Origin of the sequence: Streptomyces sp. NPDC048111 (genome assembly GCF_043202815.1) — a bacterium.
Lineage (GTDB): Bacteria > Actinomycetota > Actinomycetes > Streptomycetales > Streptomycetaceae > Streptomyces.
On sequence record NZ_JBIDBD010000029.1, the window covers coordinates 40,102 to 60,485 of the forward strand.

Here is a 20,384-nt window from a genome sequence, read left to right on the forward strand (position 1 = left end):
GATGACGACCGCCACGGCGGGAGGCGCCCCGCCTCCCGCCCCGTCCCCCGCGCCCAAACCCGCCCGGAGCGTCACCGGCACCCGCAAGTGGATCGCGGTGGTGTTCCTGCTGCCCGCGCTCGTACTGCTCGGCGCGCTCGTGGTCTATCCGATCGGCTTCTCGGTCTACCGCTCGTTCTTCGACCAGTCCGGCAACTCGTTCGCCGGCATCGACAACTACCGGACGCTGTTCACCGACCACACCATCCGGACCGCGGTGAAGAACAACGCGATCTGGGTGGTGTGCGCCCCGACGATCGCCACCGCGCTCGGTCTGATCTTCGCCGTCCTGACCGAACGGGTGCGCTGGGGCACGGCGTTCAAGCTCATCGTGTTCATGCCGATGGCGATCTCCATGCTCGCCGCGGGCATCATCTTCCGGCTGGTGTACGAGCAGGATCCGGCGCGCGGGGTCGCCAACGCCGTGGTGGTGGGCGTGCACGACACGTTCACCGAATCGGCCGGCTACCCCAAGGCGCATCCGCTGCCCAGCGCGCCGCTGAAGGACGGGGGCGGCGGGACGTTCATCACCCGGGCGGTGGTGCACGCGGGGCAGCCCGTGCTGCTGCCCCTGGTCGGGGTGGCCGCCGACACCATGCCGTCGTCGGCCGCGCCCGCCAGGGCCGCCGCGGGCGAGCCGGGCAAGGTCACCGGAACGGTGTGGCTCGACTTCACCAAGGGCGGCGGCGGCCGGCCGAACGTCATCGACGGCAAGGAGGCCGGCCTCAAGGGCATCGAGGTCGAGGCCGTGAAGGACGGCAAGGTCCTCGCCTCGGCGACCGCCGCCGCGGACGGCACCTTCACGCTGCCCTCCTCCGCCGACGGGGCCCAACTGCGGTTGCCGGAAAGCAACTTCCACGCCCCCTACAACGGCATCGAGTGGCTCGGCCCGACGCTGGTCACCCCGGCCATCATCGGCTCGTACATCTGGATGTGGGCCGGGTTCGCGATGGTGCTGATCGCCGCCGGGCTCGCCGGGCTGCCGCGCGAACTCCTCGAAGCGGCGCGGGTGGACGGCGCCAACGAGTGGCAGGTCTTCCGCCGGGTGACCGTGCCGCTGCTCGCGCCGGTCCTCGCGGTCGTCCTGGTCACGCTGATGATCAACGTCCTGAAGATCTTCGACCTGGTCTTCATCATCGCGCCGGGCTCCAGCCAGGCCGACGCGAACGTCCTCGCCCTCCAGCTCTACCGCTCCTCCTTCGGCACCGAGGCGGACCTGGGCATCGGCAGCGCGATCGCGGTCCTGCTGCTCCTGCTGGTGATCCCGGTGATGCTGTTCAATATCCGCCGCATGCGCAGGGAGGTCAGGCGATGACGGCCGTCGAGGGGATCGTCAAGGCGCGGCAGTCGCTGCCCGCGCGCATCGCGTCGCGGGCCGGCGGCGGTGTGCTGCGCGTGTTCCTGATCCTGGTGGGCCTGTTCTGGCTGATGCCGACCGTGGGGCTGCTGCTGTCCTCCCTGCGCGGCCCCGCCGACATCGCCTCCACCGGCTGGTGGAAGACGTTCACCGATCCGTCCCGGCTCACCTTCCACAACTACGCGCACCTCCTGGACAACAGCACGATCACCAACTCGCTGCTGTCCACGGTCGCCATCACCGTGCCGGCCACCGTCCTGGTCGTCGTCATCGGCTCGCTCGCCGGTTACGCCTTCGCCTGGATGGACTTCCCCGGGCGCGACTGGTGGTTCATGGTCGTGGTGAGCCTGCTGGTCGTGCCCGTGCAGGTGGCCCTCGTGCCGGTCGCCAAGCTGTTCGGGCAGATCGGGATCTTCGAGACGACGATCGGCGTGATCATCTTCCATGTCGCGTTCGGCCTGCCGTTCGCGATCTTCCTGCTGCGCAACTTCTTCGCCGAGATCCCGAGGGAGCTCCTGGAGGCGGCCCGGCTCGACGGGGCGGGCGAGATCCGCCTGTTCACCCGGGTCGTGATGCCGCTCGGCGGCCCGGCCATCGCCTCCCTCGGCATCTTCCAGTTCCTGTGGGTCTGGAACGACATGCTGGTGGCGCTGATCTTCGCCGACTCCAAGCATCCGCCGATCACGGTGGCCCTCCAGCAGCAGGTCCGCCAGTTCGGCAACAACATCGACGTGCTGGCGCCGGGGGCCTTCGTCTCGATGGTGATTCCGCTTGCCGTGTTCTTCGCCTTCCAGAGGCAGTTCGTGTCGGGGGTGATGGCGGGCGCGGTGAAGTAGCCCCCGGCCCGTGGCCCCGGGCGCCCCCCAAACCCCCCTTCCATCCGCAGACCGTGCCGGGCCACTCGCGCAGTTCCCCGCGCCCCTGGGCAACCTGTGCCCCCCGCGCCGCCATGTTGGGCCGCCCCCCAACCCCTCGCTCGCCTGCGAACCGTGCTGGGCCGCTCGCGCAGTTCCCCGCGCCCCTGGGCAGCCTGGGCCGCCATATTGGGCCGCCCCCAACCCCTCGCTCGCCTGCGAACCGTGCTGGGCCGCTCGCGCAGTTCCCCGCGCCCCTAGGCAGCCTGGGGCGAGGCCCGCCCCCATCCGCAACCCCGGCAGGGGCGCGACAACCCGCGGATGACAGGGGGTTAGGGGCGCGAGGAACTGCGCGACCAGCCACACACGGCCCGCAGGCGAAAGGGGGTTTCAGGGGCGCGAGGAACTGCGCGAGCAACCGCCAACGGCCCGCAGGCGAAAGGGGGTTGAGGGGCGCGGGGAACTGCGCGACCAGCCACACACGGCCCGCAGACGACAGCGGGTTTCAGGGGCGCGAGGAACTGCGCGACCAGCCACGCACGGCCCGCAGACGACAGCGGGGTTAAGGGGCGCGGGGAACTGCGCAACCAGCCACGCACGGCCCGCAGACGACAGCGGGGTTAAGGGGCGCGGGGAACTGCGCAAAAGGAGGGCGGTCGGGCTACGCGGTCAGGGCGGCCACTGCGGCGCGGGCCAGGTCGTCGAGGTAGCCCGCAGGGAGCGGCCCCTTGACGACGACGAGCCGCCAGTACAGCGGCCCCACGATGAGATCGAGCGCCCGATCAGGATCCGCCCCCACCGGCAACTCCCCCCGCTCCACCGCCTCCCGCACCACAACGGCCGCCACCCCCTGCTGCCCGTCGAGCAGCGCCGACTTGATCGCCTCGGCGATCTCCGGATGGCGTACGGACTCCACCAGCAGGTCGGGAATCACCTGCGAGGCGATGGGATGCCGCAGCGCGAGGGACGCGACGGCGAGCAGCGCCCGGATGTCCCCGTACAAGGACCCCGTGTGCGGCACCGGCAACCCCTGCTCGGCGAAGGCCGACACCAGGTCGAGGACCAGGCTGAGCTTGGACTTCCAGCGCCGGTAGACCGCCGTCTTGCCGACCCCCGCCCGCCGCGCGATGCCCTCGATGGACATCCGCGCGAAGCCGACCGCGGCCAGCTCCTCGAAGACGGCCGCCCGGATCGCGTGCGTCACGTCCTCGCGCAGCACGGCCGCACCGGCGGGCGCGCGCCGCGCCGCCGAACGCTTCGCGGCACCCGCAGCACTCGCCGCCGCCGGAGCCGGGGCCGGGCCCGCAGGGCCGGCCGAAGCCGACGCCATCGGAGCCGGGCCCGCCGAAGCCGGGGGCGATGCGGGGGTCTCCGGGTCCTTCTTGGTCATGCCTTGAGCATAGCGTTGCGACGAGACGGTTGCGTTGCGACGTCGAGTCGTCCTACTCTCCCCGTAGCGACGATACGGGTCCGTTCCGTCGCGAGTGATCCCCCGCCCCGGGAAGCCTCCCGGGATCCCCCGGCGAAAGCGATCGCAGTGAGTCAGACCACAGCCGCGCGCACGACCGCGGCTCCCCAGGCCGCGCCGGCCGCCGTCCCGGCCCAGTCCGCCCGACCCGCCGGCAACGGCGACCAGGCGCTCGGCCCGGCCGAGCTGGCCGCCAAGTACGGCCTGAGGGTGAGCGGCGCACGCCCTTCGCTCCCCGAGTACGTCCGCCAGCTGTGGGCCCGGCGGCACTTCATCACCGCGTTCGCCACCGCCAAGCTGACCGCGCAGTACAGCGAGGCCAAGCTGGGCCAGATCTGGCAGCTGATGACGCCGCTCCTGAACGCGGCGGTGTACTACTTCATCTTCGGCGTCCTGATGGGCAACAAGGGCAGCACGCCCGACTACATCCCGTGGCTGGTCACGGGCGTGTTCATCTGGACGTTCACGGCCAACTCGATCATGGCGGGCACCCGCGCGATCACCGGCAACATCGGCCTGGTGCGGGCCCTGCACTTCCCGCGCGCCTCGCTGCCGGTCTCGCTGGCGCTCCAGCAGCTCCAGCAGCTGCTCTTCTCGCTGGCCGCGCTCGCGATCATCATCATGTGCTTCGGCCAACTGCCCGGCGTCTCGTGGCTGCTGCTCGTACCGGCGCTGCTGCTCCAGTCGATGTTCAACACGGGCCTGTCCCTGGTGATGGCCCGGGTCACCGCGAAGACCCCGGACATCGCCCAGGTGATGCCGTTCGTGCTGCGCACCTGGATGTACATGTCCGGCGTGATGTGGAACCTGGGCCCGCAGCTGAAGAAGCTGTCGCCCGTCGTGGGCCAGGTGCTCGGACTCAACCCGGCGGCCGTCTACATCGACCTGGTCCGGTTCTCGATGATCAGGAGCTTCCACGCCAAGCAGCTGCCCCCGCACGTGTGGGCGGTGGCCGGCGGCTGGGCCGTCGTCACCCTCGTCCTCGGTTTCACGTACTTCTGGAAGGCAGAGGAGCAGTACGGACGTGGCTGACACCCTCACCCGCGACGCGGGAACCGCACCGGCCGCGCTCGGCGAGCCGACCGTCATCGCCGACGACGTCCACGTCGTCTACAAGGTCAACGGCACCGGATCCAAGGGCAGGGGCGGGGCGACGGCCGCGCTCAACCGGCTCGTCTCGCGCCGGGAGAGCCCCGGCATGCGCGAGGTGCACGCCGTCAAGGGCGTCAGCTTCGTGGCCCACCGGGGCGAGGCCATCGGCCTCATCGGCTCCAACGGATCGGGCAAGTCGACCCTGCTGAAGGCGGTCGCGGGCCTGCTCCCCACCGCGCGCGGCAAGATCTACACCCAGGGCCAGCCCTCGCTGCTGGGCGTCAACGCGGCCCTGATGAACGACCTCACGGGCGAGCGCAACGTCACTCTCGGCGGGCTGGCCATGGGCATGACCCGCGACGAGGTGCGCGAGCGCTACGACGAGATCGTCGACTTCTCCGGCATCAACGAGAAGGACGATTTCATCTCGCTGCCGATGCGCACGTACTCCTCCGGCATGAGCGCCCGGCTGCGCTTCTCCATCGCGGCCGCCAAGAACCACGACGTGCTGCTCATCGACGAGGCCCTGGCCACCGGTGACGCCCGCTTCCAGCGCCGCAGCCAGGAACGCATCACCGAGCTGCGCAAGGAGGCCGGCACGGTGTTCCTGGTCAGCCACAGCAACGCCTCGATCAGGGAGACCTGCGAGCGCACGCTCTGGCTGGAGTCGGGCACCCTGCGGCTGGACGGCCCGACGGCCGAGGTACTGACGGAGTACGAGCGCTTCACGAAGAAGCGGTAGACCCGCCGCGCGCCGGAGCGGGCCAAGGCACCGACACCGCCCCACCCACAGCGGCACAGGCGAACCGACACCACCCCACCCACAGCGGCGCAGGCGAACCGACACCGCCCCACCCACAGCGGCGCAGGCGAACCGACACCGGCTCACCTACAGGGGCGCGGGGAACTGCGCGACCGGCCCACGACGGCCCGCACCGCACCACACGGCGCGGAAGCGTGACCTCGCCGGGGCGGGCCCCACCCACCAGCGCGGCCCCTGCCCCAAGCCCCCATACGAACCCCATCGCCGCGCCGCCCCGAATCCGGACAAAGCGCGCATAAACTTCGCGCGATGACGCCCTCTCAGATGCCCCCGCCGCCCGCCCGGGTCCGCATCCCGGCCCCCGCGACCGCGCCCGATCCGGGTGCGTTCGACCGCCGTGCCCGCGCCGCCGCGCTCGTCGCGATCTGGCTCGCCACCCGCGCGGTGATGCTCCACCTCCTGGTCACCGACCGGCTCGGCGTTCGCGGGGTGACCGGCGAGGTGTCCGTCCTGTACCGCCGCTGGCACGAGCAGCTCAGCACCGGCAGCTTCCCCTTCGGGGACCCCACCTGGCAGTACCCGCCCGGCGCGGGCGCGCTGCTGCTCCTGCCCTCGCTCCTCCCCTTCCTCACCTTCTTCCAGGCCTTCACCGCGCTCACCGCCTTGTGCGACGCGCTGATCGCCCGGGCCCTGCTGCGGGCCGGCGCGCGTCCCGGCGGGAGCGGGGCCGGAGCCTGGCTGTGGGTGTGCGGCCTGCCGCTGCTCCTGCACCTGCCGTACGCCCGCTACGACGTGCAGGTGACCGCGCTCGCCGTCGGCGCCCTGCTCACCCTGCGGCGCAGACCGGGGCTCGGCGGGGTGCTCGCCGGGCTCGGGGCGCTGGTCAAGGTGTGGCCGCTGCTCACCCTGCTCGGCGCGCCGCCCGGCCGCAGCGCCCGCCGCGCGCTGCTCGGCGCGCTCGGCTCGGCCGCCGCACTGCTCGCCGTCCTCGCCCTCGCCTTCGACCACACCCTGGACTTCGCGCGCCAGCAGGGCAGCCGGGGCCTGCAGATCGAGTCCCTCGGCGGCACCGCGTACCAGCTCGCCCACCTCCTCGACGGCCGGCCGGGGCGGGTCGTCCACCGGTACGGGGCCATGGAGTTCAGCGGCCCGTACGCCTCCGCGCTGGCCGTGCTCAGCCTTGCGCTGAGCGGGCTCGCCCTGTGCTGGCTGGTGTTCTGGCGGCTGCGCGCCCGGCGCTGGACGGTGGCGGTGCCACTGGACGCGGCCCTGTGCGCGGTGCTGCTCTTCACCGTGACCAGCCGGGTGATCAGCCCCCAGTACCTGATCTGGCTGCTCGGGCTGGCCGCGCTCTGCCTCACCTCGCGCCGGACCAGCCAGCGCGCCGTGGCCCAACTCCTCGTCCCCGCGCTCGTGTTGACCTCTCTCGTCTTCCCCTGCCTGTACACCCAGGTCATGGCGGGGACCGTCCTCGGCACCGTACTGCTGGCCGCCCGCAACGCACTGCTGCTCACCGCGGCGCTGCTCTCCTGCCGCCGGCTGTGGACGTCCACGGTGACCGCGCACACGACGACGAGCGCCGGAACTGCCGAGCCGGGCCAGCGCAGTTGGGGATCTCCGCACCGATAGGCTCTGCGGGTTTTCGCATCCCAACGGGGGAGGAACCCATCACTGCATCCGTCGGCGACACGCTCAGTCCGCTCGGGCCGGAGGACCCGCGCGAGACCGCCGGCTACCAGCTGCTCGCCCGCATCGGCGAAGGCGGCATGGGGACGGTCTACCTGTCGCACACCCGCGGCGGCCAGCCGGTCGCGCTCAAGGTGATCCGCCGCGAATACGGCCAGGACACCGACTTCAGGCGCCGTTTCGAGCAGGAGGTACAGGCGGCCCGCCGCGTACAGGGCTACCACGTCGTGCCGGTCGTGGACCATGACACGAGCGGCGAACGCCCGTGGCTGGCCACGCAGTTCGTGCCCGGGCTCGCCCTGCACGACGCCCTGAACGGGTTCGGCCCGCTGCCGCTGCCCGCCGTCTTCCAGCTCATCGGCTGCGCCGCCCAGGCGCTCACCGCCATTCACGCGGCCGGGGTGATCCACCGCGATCTGAAGCCCAGCAACATCCTGCTCGGCTCCGGCGGTCCGTACGTCATCGACTTCGGCATCGCGCGGGCGGCCGACGCCACTCAGCTCACCGCGAGCGGCGGCATGATCGGCACCCCGCAGTACATGTCGCCGGAACACGCTCTCGGCGAGCAACTCCCGCCCGCCACCGACGTGTTCTCGCTCGGTCTGATCGCCGCCGTGGCGGCCACCGGCCGCCACCCCTACGGCGCGGGTGGCGCTCTGACCGTGGCCACGCAGATCGCCAACTCCGCGCACCGGCCGCCCGATCTGAGCGGCTACCCGGACGAGCTGCGTCCGCTCCTGGAGCGGATGCTGGCCGCCGATCCGGCGCGGCGCACCACGCCGGCCGAACTCGTCCCGCTGTGCGAGGGGGCCGCGGGCCGTCCGCTGCGCGACTTCGCGGGGTGGCTGCCGCCCGCGGTGAGCGCCGCCATCGCCCGCAGCGAGCAGGCCGCCGCCGCTCCCCCGCCCCGGGCCGCCCCGGCCGCGCCGCAGCACGCGCCGACGGTGGGGTCCGCGACGGCGCAGAGCACGCCGGCCGGGCCGCCGCCCGGCTACGTCCCGACGTACCGGGCGCCGCAGGGGCCGCCTCCGCCGGGGTCCGCCGGCGCGTACGGAGCGCCGCAGCACGGAGCGCCGCCGCACGCGGCTCGGGCGACCGGGCCCGGCACTCCCCCGCCGGCGGGCCGGGGCCGCGGGCGGGCCGTCCTGATCGCGGTGGCCCTGGTGGTCGCACTCGGCGCGGGCGCGGGCGCCGCGGTGTGGCTCACCGGCGGCAAGGACGACGGCACGAAGGCCGGCGCCCAGGACGACAAGGTCTCCCCCTCGCCGAAGCCGACGCCGAAACCCGCCTCGGGCGGCACGTCCGGTTCCGGGGACACCTCGGGCGCCGCCACGGGCGGCTCGTCGGCGTCGCCCGGCACCTCGTACACCGTGGTGTTCCAGGACAAGCCGCTCACCGTGCGCACCCCGGCCGGGCTCGACTACACCTCGGTCGACCTGGACACCCCGACCGTCGACCCGACCGGCCACCTGCGCACCTCCGACGAGGAGCTGGAGGTGCGCGACGACCGGGTGGACTTCACCCGGCCCATGGGCAAGGCCGCCGGCACCACGCCCGAAGAGTGCCGGGCGGGGGCGCGGCAGAACCCGCTGCCCTCCTCGGAGAAGGGCCGGGCGATGGCCCAGGACGCGGTCATCGCCGTGGGCGACGCGATGTGCACCGTCACCTCCAAGGGCAATGTCGCCCTGTGGAAGATCACCAGGATCACCCCGGACGCCGATCCCGATCACGTCCCGACCTACGAGGGCACGCTCACCCTCTGGAAGCCCGGCCAGTAGGCCGTCCGTAGGCCCGGTCCGCAGGCCGGTCCTAGGCGGCCCGGCCTCCGCACGCGAAGGGGCGCCCACCGTCGCAACGGTGGGCGCCCCCGCGTTCAGCGGTGTACGGCCGCTAGCTGTGCGTGCGCAGCAGCGTCCGCATGGTCCGCATCGCGACCGAGAGGTTCGCGAGGTCGAACGCGTCGGAGGACTGGATCTCCTCCAGGGTGGTGCGGGCGCGGCCCAGGATCGCCGCGTTCTTCTCCTCCCACGCCTTGAAGCGCTGCTCGGGGGAGGTGGTGCCGTTGCCGACCGACAGCACGTCCTGGGTCAGGCCCGCGTGCGCCGCGAACAGGTCCTCGCGGATCGCGGCACGCGCCATCGACTGCCAGCGGTCGGCCCGCGGCAGCTCGATGATGCGGTCGAGCAGCTGGGTGATGCGCAGCCGGTCGGCGAGGTCGTAGTAGACCTCGGCGACCTGGAGCGGCTCCTTGCCGGTGCGGGCCGCGATGGCCACGATGTCGAGCGCCGGGAAGGCCGAGGAGAACCCGGCGACGCGCCGCGCCAGGTCCTCGGGCACGCCCGCCCCGGTCAGCTCGTCCAGGATGTTCTGGTGCCACTCGACGTCGGCGCCGCGCAGCAGGCCGGTCAGCGCGTCCCACACCTGGGTCACGCCCGCCGAGAAGTCCTCGATGGTCTCGGCGATCTGGAGCGGCTGCGGGCGGTTGTTGAGCAGCCAGCGGGTGCCGCGCTCCACCAGGCGGCGCGAGTGCAGCCGGATGCGGGTCTGCACATCGGCGTCGACCTTGTTGTCGAGCGCCTCGACCGCGTCCCACACCTCGTTCACGCGGAAGATGGCGCGGGCCGCGGCGTGCGCCCGCACGATCTCCTCCAGCGAGGCGCCGGTCTCCTCGCGCAGCCGGTGCAGGAAGGTCGAACCGCCCAGATTGACGGTGTCGTTGACCAGGACCGTGGTGATGATCTCGCGGCGCAGCGCGTGCCCGTCGACCGCCTCGGCGAACTTCTCGCTCAGCTGCCGCGGGAAGTAGGCGTGCAGCAGCCCCGCCAGGTACGGGTCGTCGGGCAGGTCGGTGTGGATCAGCTCGTCGGCCACCGTGATCTTGGTGTACGCGAGGAGCACCGCGAGCTCGGGCTGGCTGAGCCCCTTGCCGCCGTTGAGCAGTTCGCGGATCTGGCGGTCGTTGGGCAGGAACTCCAGCGCCCGGTCCAGGTGGCCGTCGCGGCCCAGGCGGCGCATGAAGCGCTGGTGGGCGTGGAGCAGCGAGGGCGACTGGGCGACCGCGTTGGCGAGCGCCACGTTCTGCGCGTAGTTGTTGCGCAGCACCAGGTCGCCGACCTCGTCGGTCATCGCGGCGAGGATCTTGTTGCGCTGCTTGACGGTCATGTCGCCGTCGGTGACGAGACCGTTGAGCAGGATCTTGATGTTCACCTCGTGGTCGGAGGTGTCGACGCCCGCGCTGTTGTCGATGGCGTCGGTGTTGACCTTGCCGCCGTCGCCGTCGGGGCCGCCCTTGCGGTCGAACTCGATGCGGCCGAGCTGGGTCAGACCCAGGTTGCCGCCCTCGCCGACGACCTTGACCCGCAGGTCCTCGCCGTTGACGCGGATCGCGTCGTTGGCCTTGTCGCCGACGTCCGTGTTGGACTCGGCGGAGGACTTCACGTACGTGCCGATGCCGCCGTTCCACAGCAGGTCGACCGGCGCCTTGAGGATGGCCTGCATCAGATCGGCCGGGGTCAGCTTGGTGATGCCGGGGGCGATGCCGAGGGCCTCGCGGACGTGGGCGTTCACCGGGATCGACTTCGCGGTGCGGGGGTGGATGCCGCCGCCCGCGGAGAGCAGGTCCTTGTCGTAGTCGGCCCAGCTGGAGCGCGGCAGGTCGAACAGGCGGCGGCGCTCGGCGTAGGAGGTGGCCGCGTCCGGGTTCGGGTCGAGGAAGATGTGGCGGTGGTCGAAGGCGGCCACCAGGCGGATGTGCTCGGACAGCAGCATGCCGTTGCCGAACACGTCGCCCGACATGTCGCCGACGCCGACGACCGTGAAGTCCTCGCTCTGGCTGTCGTGGCCCAGCTCGCGGAAGTGCCGCTTCACGGACTCCCAGGCGCCGCGGGCGGTGATGCCCATGCCCTTGTGGTCGTATCCGGCGGAGCCGCCGGAGGCGAACGCGTCGCCGAGCCAGAAGTTGTAGCTGATCGCCACGTCGTTGGCGATGTCCGAGAACGTCGCGGTGCCCTTGTCGGCGGCGACCACCAGATAGGTGTCGTCCTCGTCGTGGCGCACCACGTCGGCCGGCGGGACGACCTCGCCCGCGACCAGGTTGTCCGTGATGTCGAGCAGCGCCGAGATGAACGTCTTGTAGCTGGCGATGCCCTCGGCGAGCCAGGCGTCGCGGTCCACCGACGGGTCGGGCAGCTGCTTGGCGACGAAGCCGCCCTTGGCGCCGACCGGCACGATCACCGTGTTCTTCACCATCTGCGCCTTGACCAGGCCGAGGATCTCGGTGCGGAAGTCCTCACGCCGGTCGGACCAGCGCAGACCACCGCGGGCGACCTTGCCGAAGCGCAGGTGGACGCCCTCGACGCGCGGCGAGTACACCCAGATCTCGAACGCCGGGCGGGGCGCCGGGAGTTCGGGGATCGCCTGCGGGTCGAACTTCATCGAGACGTAGGCGTGCGGGGTGCCCTCCGCCGTCTTCTGGAAGAAGTTGGTGCGCAGCGTCGCCTTGATGACGGTGAGGAAGGAACGCAGGATGCGGTCCTCGTCCAGGCTGGCCACCTGGTCGAGCGCGCCGTCCAGCTCTTCGAGCAGGCCGTCGATCAGCTCGGTGCCGGCGCGCTGGCGCTCCGGCGCGAGCCGCGCCTCGAAGAGCGAGACCAGCAGCCGGGTGGTGTGGACGTTGTCGCGGAGGGTGTCCTCCATGTAGTCCTGGCTGAAGGTGGAGCCCGCCTGGCGCAGGTACTTGGCGTAGGCGCGGAGCACCATCGCCTGGCGCCAGCTGAGACCGGCGCCCAGCACCAGGGAGTTGAAGCCGTCGTTCTCGGCCGCGCCCGTCCAGGTGGCGGCGAAGGCCTCCTGGAAGCGCTCGCGGGCGTCGTCGGCCAGGTAGTCCCCGGAGCCGTTGAGCTTCTTCGGCATGCGCAGGCCGAAGTCGTAGATCCAGGCGTGCGTACGGTCCGCGCAGCGCAGCTCGTAGGGGCGCTCGTCGGTGACCTCGACGCCCAGGCGCTGGAGCACCGGGAGCACCGCGGAGAGCGAGACCTGCTCGCCGATCCGGTAGATCTTGAAGCGGCGCTCGCCGGGGGCCGCGCCGACCGGCTCGTACAGGGAGAGCGCGAAGTCCCGCCGCCCGTGCGTGAGTTGCTCCAGGTGCACGAGGTCGGCGACGGCCGCGCGCGGGGAGTGGTCGGCCTTGTAGCCCTCGGGGAAGGCGTGGCCGTAGCGGCGCAGCAGCTCGGCGGCGCGCTCCTCGCCGCACTCGGCGTTCAGCGCGTCGGAGAAGCCGTCGGCCCAGGAACGGGCGGCGTCGACGAGGCGGGCCTCGATGCGCTCGGAGTCGGCGTCGGTGAGCTCGGTGAGCACGGTGCCGGCCGGGACGCGCACGACGAAGTGCAGCCGCGACAGGATCGACTCGGTGTTCCAGGCGGTGAAGTCGACGCTGGTGCCGCCGAGCTCCTCCTTGAGGATGTCGATGAGCCGCAGGCGCACGCCCGTGGTGTAGCGGTCGCGCGGCAGGTAGACCAGCGCCGAGTAGTAGCGGCCGTACTCGTCCTGGCGCAGGTACAGGCGCAGCCGGCGCCGCTCCTGGAGGTACAGGACCGAGGTGACGATGGAGCGCAACTGGTCGGCCGGGGTCTGGAACAGCTCGTCGCGCGGGTAGGTCTCCAGGATCTGGAGCAGGTCGCGGCCGTCGTGGCTGTTGGGCGAGAAGCCGGCGCCCCGCAGGACCTCCTCGACCTTGCGGCGCACGACCGGCACCCGGCGCACCGACTCGGTGTACGCGGCGGAGGAGAACAGGCCGAGGAAGCGGCGCTCGCCGACCACGTTGCCCTGCTCGTCGAACTTCTTCACGCCGACGTAGTCCAGGTAGGACGGCCGGTGCACGGTGGAGCGGCTGTTGGCCTTGGTCATCACGAGCAGCTTGTGCTCGCGGGCCTTGGCCCGGGCGTCGGCGGGCAGCCGGCTGAAGGACGGCGAGACGGGGTGGACCTCTCCCTCGCCGTCCACGTCGTGCTGTGGGTCGGAGCGCAGGATGCCGAGGCCGGTGCCGGGGACGGCGGCCAGCGAGTCGTCGTCGGTGAGCTGGTACTCGCGGTAGCCGAGGAAGGTGAAGTGGTCGCTGGAGAGCCAGCGCAGCAGCTCGCGGGTCTCGTCGACGTCCTGGTCGGGCAGGTCGCCGGCCTTGGGCTCCTTGGGCAGCTCGTCGGCGATGCGCAGCGCGGCGTCGCGCATCTTCTCCCAGTCCTCGACGGCCTCGCGGACGTCGGACAGGATCCGCAGCAGATCGGCGGTGATCTGCTTGAGGTCGGCGCGGTCGGTCTCGCGGTCGATCTCGACGTGGATCCAGGACTCGGTGAGCGCGTCGTGCGGCAGCTCGGCGGTCTGGCCGCCGGTGTCGAGCACCTCGATGAGCTTGCCGGTCAGGTCACGGCGCACGACGATCTGCGGGTGGATCACCACATGGATGCCGCGGTTCTGCCGGGACAGCTCGTTGGTGACCGAGTCGACCAGGAAGGGCATGTCGTCGGTGACGACCTCGACGACGGAGTGGCTGCAGGTCCAGCCGTTCTCCTCGACGGTCGGGGTGTGCACCCGGACGTTGGCGGTGCCCTGCGGCCGGTTCTCCGCCAGGCGGTAGTGGGAGAGCGCTGCGCCGAAGACGTCGACCGGGTCGCGGTCGGCCAGGTCCTCGGGAGCGGTGTGCAGGTAGTAGCGCTGGAGGTACCCGAGGAGGACGCCCTGGTCGGGACCTTCCTCGCTCGTGGCCCCGGTCGTGGCCGCCCGGTCGCTCCGGGGGGTGTCCCCCAGGCGTCCGGGCCCCCCGGCCGGGCTGTTCTCAGCTACCCGGGCCGCCCGTGCGAGCAGCTCGGCCTTGGCTTCGTCCAGCTTGGTCTGCATGTCCTCTGGCTCCTGTCGCGCGCCGTTGCGTGACGTAGGGGAAAGAAGCGGCGCAACGCCACGACGCGGGGTGTCCGGTCGGGGTCGACGCTATGCCGCGATGAGAGATACCCGGGCGCTTACCGGCCAATTTTGTGGCGTCGGGCCTTGATTCCGGGTGGAAGGAATCAGCGACTGCCCGGGCGCCGAGGCGCTCCGGGCGCAGGGCAGGGGCAGCAGTGCCCCCGCGGCATATCGCGCTGATCACGGGACAAGGCTATCGCCCCTTCCCCCCGAACCGTCATGAGCCTTATGTGTACAAAAGCTGGGTCCGAAGTTTGACACTCTGGACAGCGACGCGGCGACGGAAATCGGCCCCGGGCCCGCCGGGCCCCCGACCTGGCGACTTGACGCCGGGGCCGGCCTCCTCCCGGCCGTCCCGTGCGGCTCCCGCGGCCCGGCCCCCGTCCGCCCCGTCCGGCCGGCCCGCCCGGTCCGTCTGGCCGGTTCCGGTCGGTCCGTTCAGGCCATCAGGTTCTCGGCCACCGCGACGGCCTCCGCCAGGGTGTCGACCACCGGGACGCCCGCCGCGGCCAGGCTGGCCCGGCTGTGCGAGCCGCCGGTGTAGAGCACCGCCTTCGCACCGACGGCCGCGGCGGCCACGGCGTCGTCCACCGCGTCCCCGATCACCACGAGGCGCTCGCCGGATATCTCGGGGTGCGTCACCCGCAGCGCGGTCAGATGGCGCACCATGTGCTCGGCCTTGCTGCCGTGCGAGGGGCCGGTGCGCCCGTCCACCCGCAGGAAGTGCTCGGTGATGCCGTGCCGGCGCACGATCGGCACCAGGTGCTCGTGCGGCGCCATGGACAGCAGCGACTGGCCGAGACCGGCCGCCCGGCGCGCGGCGAGCAGCTCGGCCGCGCCCTCGGTGAGGCCGCAGGACTCGGCGCGCGTCCAGTACTGCCGGTGGAAGGCGGCGTCCATCACCAGCCACTCGTCGTCGGTGGGCAGCCGGCCGAGGAGGCGCTGGTAGAAGCGGGGGATCGGGACGCAGTACAGATCGCGGTAGCGCTCCAGCGTGATGGGCTCGAGGCCGAGCTCCGCGAAGGCGGCGTTGGTCGCCTCGATGACCGCGACGTTGTCGTCGAGCAGTGTGCCGTTCCAGTCCCACACCAGATGTGTCGGACCCTTCCCCGTGCCCCGCGTGCCGTTCCCCATGCCGAAACGGTACCCACCCCCACTGACAGTCGACCGCGCAGGTGGTCGCGGCGCAGCTCGCGGTGGGCCGTTCCCGCAGGTCAGGCGATGAGGTGCGGGATCTCCTGCACGCCGAACCACAGCAGCTCGTGGTCCTCGGCGCCGTCCACGGTGAACTGCGCGTCGTCGTCGCCGTGGTCGGCGGCGCCCAGCGCCTCGGCCGCGGCCGTCACATCGGCCACCGCGTCCTCGGCGTCGACGTGCACGGCGGCGGCCTTGGCCAGCGCCACCGGGGAGGCGATGCGGACCTCGCCCACCGAGCTCGCGTGCAGCGCGCCGTCCGGGTCGGCGGTGACGGCAGTGTCCGGCACGTCGACGGCGACGACGACACGGCGCCTGGCCGTGCCCGGTTCCCCGGCGAGCAGCCGCAGCGAGGCGGCTGCGGCCCGGCTGAGCGCCGCGTACTCCAGCTCCTCGATGTCGTCCGAGACGTACCACTCGCGCAGGCCGGGCGTGACGCCGTAGGCGGTGAGCGGCCCGGGGCCGAGCTCTCCGGCGCCGTGGGCCGCCGCGAGACCGGAGATGGTCAGGGGTACGTAGACGCGCATGTCGGACCGCTCTCTTCTCGTCGTCCCAGCCGCTTGCGAGACGGCTTCAGGATACGCGCGGGAGTCCCCCTTCGAGCTGCCGGTGCCGGCGTACGGCCACCTCCCAGCAGAGCCCGGTGGACCGTCCCCACCTGCGAAGACGTTCGGGCCGCTCATCCGGATAGGTGAACACCCGCGTTCGCGCCGCACCCCGGTCCGCTCCTTGCGGGCCCTCCCGCCGTCCCCGTACAAGATCCCCAACAAGAAGTTACCCACTGGTATCGAAGGAGGCGGCAGCCATGAGCGGGACCACGACAGGACCGGCGGGACGCGGTGACCAGCGCAGGCCCGGCGGCACCGGCACCCGGCGACCACAGCGCCTGGCCCCGCACGAGCTGTTCGCCCAGCGGCTGCTCGCGGTGCTCAGCGGCGAGCGCCCGGTGCACTGGATGCTCGGTCTCACCGTCGGGGAGGCCTACGAGCAGCTGGTCCGCCTCGCCCCGCGCACGCCGTTCCGCACCCGCGGCGCCCGCCCGGTCGTACGGTCCCTGCGCGCGGCCCCGCCGGCCCACGGCATCGTCGAGGTGGCCGCCTGCATCGCCGCGGGCGAGCAGGTGCGCGCCATGGCCTTCCGTCTGGAGCGCGGCGCCGATCTGCGCTGGCGGTGCGCCGCCGTCGAGCTCGGCGGCGAACGCGTCCCGGCATAGCCGAGGGGCCCGCCACCTTCCCGGTGCCGGGCCCCTCGGTCTTCGCGCTGGACCCGTCGCGAGGCGTCCGTCTCGCGACGGTCACGTCTCGCGGCGGTCACACCCCGCGGCGGTCACTTCTTGCGGCGACGGCCGCCCGTCGTCTTCTGGGCCTTGCGGCGCTCGGCGCGGGTCATGCCGTCCGCCTCCGAGCGGGCCGAGTCGTCGCCGTTGGAGAAGTCGCCCTCGACGACCCCGCCCTCGCCGTCCACCGTCGGCGCCGAGAAGTGCAGCCGGTCGGGGCGCTGCGGAGCGTCCAGGCCCTTGGCACGGATCTCGGGGCGCGCCGCCGGGATGGTGTCCTCCTTGGTGAGCGAGGGTGCGTCGGCGAGCACGGAGTCCGCCACGGGGACCTCCTCGACCTGCTGCTCGACCTGGACCTCCAGGTTGAACAGATAGCCGACGGACTCCTCCTTGATGCCCTCCATCATGGCGTTGAACATGTCGAAGCCCTCGCGCTGGTACTCGACCAGCGGGTCCTTCTGCGCCATGGCCCGCAGGCCGATGCCCTCCTGGAGGTAGTCCATCTCGTAGAGGTGCTCGCGCCACTTGCGGTCCAGGACCGACAGGACCACGCGGCGCTCCAGCTCGCGCATGATGTCCGAGCCGAGCTGCTCCTCGCGGGAGGCGTACTGCTCGTAGATGTCGTCCTTGACGGACTCGGCGATGAACTCGGCGGTGATGCCGGCCCGGTCGCCCGCGGCCTCCTCCAGCTCCTCCACCGTGACCTTCACCGGGTAGAGCTGCTTGAAGGCGCCCCACAGCCGGTCCAGGTCCCACTCCTCGGCGAAGCCCTCGACCGTCTCGGCCTGGATGTAGGCGTCGATCGTGTCGTCCATGAAGTGCCGGATCTGCTCGTGCAGGTCCTCGCCCTCCAGGACGCGGCGGCGCTCGCCGTAGATGACCTCGCGCTGGCGGTTGAGCACCTCGTCGTACTTCAGGACGTTCTTGCGGGTCTCGAAGTTCTGCTGCTCGACCTGCGACTGGGCGGAGGCGATGGCGCGCGTGACCATCTTGTTCTCGATCGGCACGTCGTCCGGCACGTTCGCCATCGCCATGACGCGCTCGACCATCTGCGCCTTGAACAGGCGCATCAGGTCGTCGCCGAGCGACAGGTAGAAGCGGGACTCACCCGGGTCGCCCTGGCGGCCGGAGCGGCCGCGCAGCTGGTTGTCGATGCGCCGCGATTCGTGCCGCTCGGTGCCGAGCACATAGAGGCCGCCGAGCTCCTTGACCTCTTCGAACTCGGCCTTGACGGCCTGCTCGGCCTTCTCCAGGGCGGCGGGCAGCGCGGCGGCCCACTCCTCGACGTGCTCGACCGGGTCGAGACCGGCCTGGCGCAGCTCGGCCTCGGCGAGGTCGTCCGGGTTGCCGCCGAGCTTGATGTCGGTGCCTCGTCCGGCCATGTTGGTGGCCACGGTCACGGCGCCCTTGCGGCCGGCCTGGGCGACGATGGTCGCCTCCCGGTCGTGCTGCTTGGCGTTGAGCACCTCGTGCTGGATGCCGCGCTTGGAGAGCTGCTGCGAGAGGTACTCGGACTTCTCGACCGAGGTGGTGCCGACCAGGATCGGCTGGCCCTTCTCGTGCTTCTCGGCGATGTCGTCGACGACCGCCTCGAACTTGGCGACCTCGGTGCGGTAGATCAGGTCGGACTGGTCCTTGCGGACCATCGGCCGGTTGGTCGGGATCGGGACGACGCCCAGCTTGTAGATCTGGTGGAACTCGGCGGCCTCGGTCATCGCCGTACCGGTCATGCCGGACAGGCCCGGGACCTCCTTGCCCTGCTGGTCCTGGCGCTTGTAGAGGCGGAAGAAGTTCTGCAGGGTGATCGTGGCGAGCGTCTGGTTCTCGTCCTTGATGTCCACCCCTTCCTTCGCCTCGATCGCCTGGTGCATGCCCTCGTTGTAGCGACGGCCGGCGAGGATACGGCCGGTGTGCTCGTCGACGATCATGACTTCGCCGTCCATGACGACGTAGTCCTTGTCCTTCTTGAACAGTTCCTTCGCCTTGATGGCGTTGTTCAGGTAACCGACGAGCGGGGTGTTCACCGACTCGTAGAGGTTGTCGATGCCCAGCCAGTCCTCGACCTTGGCGACGCCCGGCTCGTGGATGGCGACGGTGCGCTTCTTCTCGTCGACCTCGTAGTCGCCGGTCTCCTCGATGCCCTTCAGCGGGTTGCCCGCCTCGCCCTTGGTCAGGCGGGTCACCAGCTTGGCGAAGTCGCCGTACCACTTGGTGGCCTGGTCGGCGGGGCCGGAGATGATCAGCGGCGTACGGGCCTCGTCGACCAGGATCGAGTCGACCTCGTCGACGATCGCGAAGTTGTGGCCGCGCTGGACCAGCTCGTCCTGGGCCCACGCCATGTTGTCGCGCAGGTAGTCGAAGCCGAACTCGTTGTTCGTGCCGTACGTGATGTCGCAGTTGTACTGGGCCCGGCGCTCGGCGGGCGACATGTTGGCGAGGATGCAGCCGACCTCGAGACCGAGGAACTTGTGCACCCGGCCCATCATTTCGGAGTCGCGCTCGGCCAGGTAGTCGTTGACCGTGATCAGGTGCACGCCCTTGCCGGACAGCGCGTTCAGATAGGCCGGCAGCGTGCCGACGAGGGTCTTGCCCTCGCCGGTCTTCATCTCGGCGACGTAGCCGAGGTGCAGCGCGGCGCCACCCATCATCTGGACGTCGTAGTGGCGCTGGCCGAGGACGCGCTTGGCGGCCTCGCGCACGGTCGCGAAGGCTTCGGGGAGCAGGTCGTCCAGGCTCTCGCCGTCGGCATACCGCTGCTTGTACTCGTCGGTGAGGGCACGCAGCTCGGCGTCGGAGAGGTTGACGAAGTCCTCTTCGATGGAGTTGACCTGGTCCGCGATGCGGTGCAGCTTGCGCAGGATCTTGCCTTCGCCTGCACGCATGATCTTTGAGAGGACGGACACGGGGGTTGGTCTCCTTGCCGGTCGGGCCTGGCGCGGTCGAGTGGCTATGGGTGTGGGTACAGCAACGGTCATCGTATGCGAGGACCCGGCCGCGCCGGGAGGTCTGCCGTTACGACAACGGACGGGACCGGCCGAAGGTGCCGGGCGGGCGGAGAAATGAGGTGGTTCCCCCGGCGGCCCTCGCGGAGAATCGGGCGATGGACCCCGTAACGCTCACCACCGAACGCCTGCTGCTGCGCCCCGTGGGCCCCCAGGACGCCGACACCGTGTACCGGGCCTGCCAGGACCCGGACATCCAACGCTGGACGACCGTCCCCTCGCCGTACCTGCGCGAGCACGCGGAGGCCTTCACCTCCTCCTACGGGCCCGACGGCTGGCGCGACGACAGCGACTACACCTTCGCCGTCCTCACCGCCGACGGCGCCGGCCCGATCGCCATGGTCGGCGTGACGCGGCGCGGGCCGGGCCACGCGGAGCTCGGCTTCTGGGCCGCCAAGGAGTACCGGGGCCGCGGCTACATGGTCGAGGCGGCGGGCCGCGCGGCCCACTGGGCCTTCACCTCGGCCGCCGTCGACCGCCTCGAGTGGCGGGCCGAGGCCGGCAACGAGGCCTCGCGGGCCGTCGCCCTCAAGCTCGGCTTCACCATGGAGGGCACGCTGCGCTCGGCGACCGTGCACCGGGGCACCCGGCGGGACAGCTGGATCGCCTCCCTGCTCCCCGCGGACCTGGGCCTGCCCGCCGTGCTGCCGTACCTGCCCGCCCGCGACTGATCCCCTGCCCGGTTGTCAGTGGCGGCCA

Annotated in this window: 13 protein-coding genes; 8 read left to right on the top strand and 5 right to left on the bottom strand. The window is 71.6% G+C overall.

Features of this window, described 5'->3' with window-relative positions; all coding sequences use genetic code 11:
- Position 1: 1 nt before the first annotated feature.
- Both ACGF3I_RS29860 and ACGF3I_RS29865 read left to right on the top strand, forming a co-directional pair.
- Positions 2-1,354 carry a carbohydrate ABC transporter permease gene (locus ACGF3I_RS29860; protein ID WP_393137406.1) on the top strand — a complete coding sequence of 451 codons (1,353 nt, stop codon included), beginning with the start codon at positions 2-4 and terminating at the stop codon, positions 1,352-1,354.
- Complete coding sequence (locus ACGF3I_RS29865; protein ID WP_393137408.1) at positions 1,351-2,232, top strand: carbohydrate ABC transporter permease; 882 nt, start codon at positions 1,351-1,353, stop codon at positions 2,230-2,232. Before ACGF3I_RS29860 ends, ACGF3I_RS29865 begins: the two co-directional genes overlap by 4 nt.
- 679 nt (positions 2,233-2,911) lie before the next feature.
- On the opposite strand, the gene ACGF3I_RS29870 is transcribed toward ACGF3I_RS29865, so the two are convergent.
- Positions 2,912-3,640, bottom strand: coding sequence for a TetR/AcrR family transcriptional regulator (locus ACGF3I_RS29870; RefSeq protein ID WP_393137410.1), 729 nt, complete (start codon positions 3,638-3,640; stop codon positions 2,912-2,914).
- A gap of 147 nt (positions 3,641-3,787) precedes the next feature.
- Between ACGF3I_RS29870 and ACGF3I_RS29875 the strand changes: the two genes are divergently transcribed.
- The 4 genes from ACGF3I_RS29875 (at position 3,788) to ACGF3I_RS29890 (ending at position 9,037) form a co-directional block, all read left to right on the top strand.
- Positions 3,788-4,750 carry an ABC transporter permease gene (locus ACGF3I_RS29875; protein WP_393137412.1) on the top strand — a complete coding sequence of 321 codons (963 nt, stop codon included), beginning with the start codon at positions 3,788-3,790 and terminating at the stop codon, positions 4,748-4,750.
- Complete coding sequence (locus ACGF3I_RS29880) at positions 4,743-5,552, top strand: ABC transporter ATP-binding protein (protein ID WP_393137413.1); 810 nt, start codon at positions 4,743-4,745, stop codon at positions 5,550-5,552. Before ACGF3I_RS29875 ends, ACGF3I_RS29880 begins: the two co-directional genes overlap by 8 nt.
- Positions 5,553-5,882: 330 nt before the next feature.
- On the top strand, positions 5,883-7,202 hold the full coding sequence (locus ACGF3I_RS29885; RefSeq protein ID WP_393137415.1) for a glycosyltransferase 87 family protein: 1,320 nt from the start codon (positions 5,883-5,885) through the stop codon (positions 7,200-7,202).
- Between the two features lie 110 nt (positions 7,203-7,312).
- Complete coding sequence (locus tag ACGF3I_RS29890) at positions 7,313-9,037, top strand: protein kinase (protein ID WP_393137456.1); 1,725 nt, start codon at positions 7,313-7,315, stop codon at positions 9,035-9,037.
- Between the two features lie 112 nt (positions 9,038-9,149).
- Here the strand turns inward: ACGF3I_RS29890 and ACGF3I_RS29895 are convergent, their stop codons facing one another.
- The 3 genes from ACGF3I_RS29895 to ACGF3I_RS29905 all read right to left on the bottom strand — a co-directional run bounded on the left by ACGF3I_RS29895 (position 9,150) and on the right by ACGF3I_RS29905 (position 15,934).
- On the bottom strand, positions 9,150-14,150 hold the full coding sequence (locus ACGF3I_RS29895) for an NAD-glutamate dehydrogenase (RefSeq protein ID WP_393137417.1): 5,001 nt from the start codon (positions 14,148-14,150) through the stop codon (positions 9,150-9,152).
- Between the two features lie 501 nt (positions 14,151-14,651).
- Positions 14,652-15,347, bottom strand: a complete 696-nt coding sequence (locus tag ACGF3I_RS29900) for an HAD family hydrolase (RefSeq protein ID WP_393137420.1) — start codon at positions 15,345-15,347, stop codon at positions 14,652-14,654.
- Positions 15,348-15,427: 80 nt separating this feature from the next.
- A complete protein-coding gene (locus ACGF3I_RS29905) occupies positions 15,428-15,934 on the bottom strand; it encodes a DUF6912 family protein (protein WP_393137422.1) in 507 nt (168 codons plus the stop codon).
- Between the two features lie 278 nt (positions 15,935-16,212).
- On the opposite strand from ACGF3I_RS29905, the gene ACGF3I_RS29910 reads away from it, so the two are divergent.
- On the top strand, positions 16,213-16,620 hold the full coding sequence (locus tag ACGF3I_RS29910) for an Rv3235 family protein (protein WP_393137424.1): 408 nt from the start codon (positions 16,213-16,215) through the stop codon (positions 16,618-16,620).
- Positions 16,621-16,733: 113 nt separating this feature from the next.
- On the opposite strand, the gene secA is transcribed toward ACGF3I_RS29910, so the two are convergent.
- Positions 16,734-19,586 carry a preprotein translocase subunit SecA gene (gene secA, locus ACGF3I_RS29915; RefSeq protein WP_393137426.1) on the bottom strand — a complete coding sequence of 951 codons (2,853 nt, stop codon included), beginning with the start codon at positions 19,584-19,586 and terminating at the stop codon, positions 16,734-16,736.
- Between the two features lie 197 nt (positions 19,587-19,783).
- Between secA and ACGF3I_RS29920 the strand changes: the two genes are divergently transcribed.
- Entirely contained in the window at positions 19,784-20,356 is a 573-nt protein-coding gene (locus tag ACGF3I_RS29920; RefSeq protein WP_393137428.1) for a GNAT family N-acetyltransferase, read from the top strand.
- Positions 20,357-20,384 lie beyond the last annotated feature (28 nt).

Coding starts and splice junctions, on each gene's coding strand:
- ACGF3I_RS29860 (WP_393137406.1), top strand. CDS start 2: ATGACGACCGCCACGGCGGGAGGCGCCCCGCCTCCCGCCCCGTCCCCC.
- ACGF3I_RS29865 (WP_393137408.1), top strand. CDS start 1,351: ATGACGGCCGTCGAGGGGATCGTCAAGGCGCGGCAGTCGCTGCCCGCG.
- ACGF3I_RS29870 (WP_393137410.1), bottom strand. CDS start 3,640: ATGACCAAGAAGGACCCGGAGACCCCCGCATCGCCCCCGGCTTCGGCG.
- ACGF3I_RS29885 (WP_393137415.1), top strand. CDS start 5,883: ATGACGCCCTCTCAGATGCCCCCGCCGCCCGCCCGGGTCCGCATCCCG.
- ACGF3I_RS29895 (WP_393137417.1), bottom strand. CDS start 14,150: ATGCAGACCAAGCTGGACGAAGCCAAGGCCGAGCTGCTCGCACGGGCG.
- ACGF3I_RS29900 (WP_393137420.1), bottom strand. CDS start 15,347: ATGGGGAACGGCACGCGGGGCACGGGGAAGGGTCCGACACATCTGGTG.
- ACGF3I_RS29905 (WP_393137422.1), bottom strand. CDS start 15,934: ATGCGCGTCTACGTACCCCTGACCATCTCCGGTCTCGCGGCGGCCCAC.
- ACGF3I_RS29910 (WP_393137424.1), top strand. CDS start 16,213: ATGAGCGGGACCACGACAGGACCGGCGGGACGCGGTGACCAGCGCAGG.
- ACGF3I_RS29920 (WP_393137428.1), top strand. CDS start 19,784: ATGGACCCCGTAACGCTCACCACCGAACGCCTGCTGCTGCGCCCCGTG.